We start from the raw sequence: 2,745 nt of genomic DNA, 5'->3' as shown, positions 1-2,745 counted from the left end.
CGACGACCGCGATCACGGCCACCCTGCCCGCGGCTCCGGCCAGGGCGGGACCGATCCGCCGCCCCTCGCGCACCGCGAACGCGGTGGCGAGCGCGGCCAGCACCACGACCAGCAACGCACCGAAGCCGAGGTGCAGCGTGTAGGTCATGCCGCACAGGCCCAGGTACACGCCGATGAGCACGAGGACCCACCAGGGCGGCCGGTCGCGGCGCCGCAGCGCGGTCCAGGTCAGCACCGCGATCGGCGGCAGCCACGCCGTCGTGGGCCAGGCGTAGGGCTCGCCGACCCCGGCGGTGGCGATTCCGGCGAGGACGGTGACGAGCGCGGCGTAAAAAGCGCTGCGCCCGCGCAGCACCAGGCGGTACAGCGCGAAGGCCACCACCGCGGTGAGCGCGCACCAGGTGATCGCGTACGGCTTGTACGCCTCCCACCCGGAGAGGCCGAGCAGGTTGGCGACCCGGCCGCCGAGCCAGAACCACCCGGCCGGGTAGTACGGCGGGAGATCGACGTAGTTCATGTCGCGCAGCGCGAGGGTGGAGGCCGCCCGCTCCAGGTACTGGAGGCGGAAGGTGTTGTCCACCGACGCCCCGCCCAGGTAGAAGCGCGTGGCGTGCAGCGGCAGCGCGAGGACCAGCGTGGCGAGCGTGGACAGCGCCGTCCACGCGGACACCAGCTTCGCCGCGCGCGGGAGGCGGCGGATGCGTTCCATCCTCGGCAGGCCGTAAGCCAAGCCGAACAGCACCGCCGCGGCCACCGCCACCAGCGCCTCCGGCACGTAGGTGCCCGGGTCGGAGACCGGGAGGCGGGCCACGACGAGTTGGAGCGCGACGCTGAGCAAGCACGCGTAGGCGCCGCCGAGGAGCAGTTCGCCGAGGAAGGCGCCGGGGCCGGTGCGCGGCGTCGTGCCGGACCGGTCCGGCGGTGCCGGGTCCGTGTCGGACGGGAGCGCGCGCGGCACGGCGGTGGATTCGTGCGTGGTGCCCATGCAAGAACCCTGTGCCGACGGAGGCTCGCGGACAACTCAATCACCCCCGTGTGCCGCACCGACCCCGGGGAGATCCTGGTCACGTCGACTGTCTAAGCTCCACCGGTGACTTTCCGTCATTGGATGATCACTGGAACGGGACTCGCTACGGCGCTGGCCGCGTTGCTGTTCGTGTTCGCCCCGGTCGAGACGGAGACCACCAGCTACACCTGGCCGGAGGGCCCCGGGGCCCGGAGCGCGGCACTGCCGTTGATGCCCGGCGAGCCGGAGCGCGTGACGGTGGAATTCGGGTGCGCGGACGTGCGCGCCCTCGCCGGTCCCGGGGTGCTGCTGTCCACCACGCTCCCGGGTGAGGACGGGCCCGAAGGCAGCGCCGCACGGGACTCCGCCGGAACAGCGGAGCACGGCGACGGGCTCGTCGTGTCGGTGGCGGGCACGGAGGGCGACCGCGTGAGCGTCACCTCCGCGGGGCGGGAACTGGTCGACTCCCACCCCGTCGGCGCGTCGTGCGCATGGACCGTGATCTCGGGCGGCGGGACGACCACGGTGTCGGTCGACGGGGCCAGGATCGGCCACGCGCCCGGCACGCCGATCGTGACGGGCTTGAGCACCGATCTCGACGGCCCGACCGGCCTGCGCGCCACGGTCGTGCCCGACACCCGCTACGAGAGCACACCCGGACCGCTCAAGGTCGCGCTCGGCGTGCTCGTTCTCGCCGGGTTGGGCACCGTGTTCGCGCTCGTGCGCCGCTGGGACCGCGCGCGCACGCCGACCGTGCGCCTGCTGCCCGCGCGCTGGTGGCGACCGCGCTGGCCCGACGGCGTCGTGGCGCTGACCCTGCTCGCCTGGATGCTGGTGGGCTCGCCGACGGTTGACGACGGCTACATCGTCACGATGCTGAAGGCGGCGGAGGAGACCGGGTTCGTCGGCAACTACTTCCGCTGGTTCAACGCTCCCGAGTCGCCGTTCAGCTGGTTCTACGAGCTGTACCGGCCGCTGGCCGAGGTCAGCGGGGCCGTGTGGTGGCTGAGGTTGCCATCGGTGCTGCTCGGCGTGGTGCTGTGGCTGTGCCTGGACCGGCTGCTGGTGCGCAGGCTGGTGACCGGTCCCGCGCGCGGGGCCCGGTGGTGCGCCGCCGCCGCGTTCCTGCTCTTCTACGTCCAGTTCGGCGTCGGACTGCGGCCCGAGCCGTGGGTGATGCTCGGCACACTGGTCGTGTTCGTGCTGGTGGAGCGCGCCGTGGCCACCCGCGCGCTGACGCCGCTGGCCGCCGCGATCACCGCCGCCGCGGTCACGGTGGCGATCACCCCGACCGGGCTGGTGGCGCTCGCGCCGTTCGTGGCGGCGCTGGTGCCGCTGACGCGGCTGGTGTGGCGCTACTGGCCCGTCGTGGTGCCGGTGTCGCTGGCCTGTGGCGCGAGCGCGGCGCTGCTCATGGTCGCCGACCAGTCGCTGGCCGCGGTCCTGCACTCCATCGACGTGCGCACCACTATCGGCCCGAATCACGGTGTGCTCGACGAGTCGCTGCGCTACGAAGCCCTGTTCGAACCGCTGCGCGGCGGGCTGAATCGGCGGATGCCGATGCTGCTGCTGTGGCTGTCGATGGCGGTGCTGCTCGTGCTGCTGCTCGCCCGCCGGACGCCGGGGCTGGCGCCGGGCCCGACCCGCCGCGCCCTCGTCGTCACCGCGCTGTTCTTCGGCGCACTCGCCTTCACACCGACCAAGTACTTCCACCACTTCGGCGCGATCGGCGCGCTCGC

2 protein-coding genes are annotated in these 2,745 nt (G+C 73.2%); one reads left to right on the top strand and one right to left on the bottom strand.

From position 1 onward, the window contains the following. On the bottom strand, positions 1 to 985 hold a 985-nt coding region (locus SACSA_RS0117325), incomplete at its 3' end, for an arabinofuranosyltransferase (protein WP_019819002.1). A 105-nt stretch (positions 986 to 1,090) separates the two neighbouring features. Here SACSA_RS0117325 and SACSA_RS0117320 point away from each other — a divergent pair. Continuing rightward, positions 1,091 to 2,745 (top strand): arabinosyltransferase domain-containing protein (locus SACSA_RS0117320; RefSeq protein ID WP_028661977.1); only part of this gene is annotated, 1,655 nt, incomplete at its 3' end.

The organism is Saccharomonospora saliphila YIM 90502 (assembly GCF_000383795.1).
GTDB lineage: Bacteria > Actinomycetota > Actinomycetes > Mycobacteriales > Pseudonocardiaceae > Saccharomonospora > Saccharomonospora saliphila.
The sequence above is the reverse complement of the archived record's forward strand: the minus strand, read 5'-3'. Positions and strand labels throughout refer to the sequence as shown.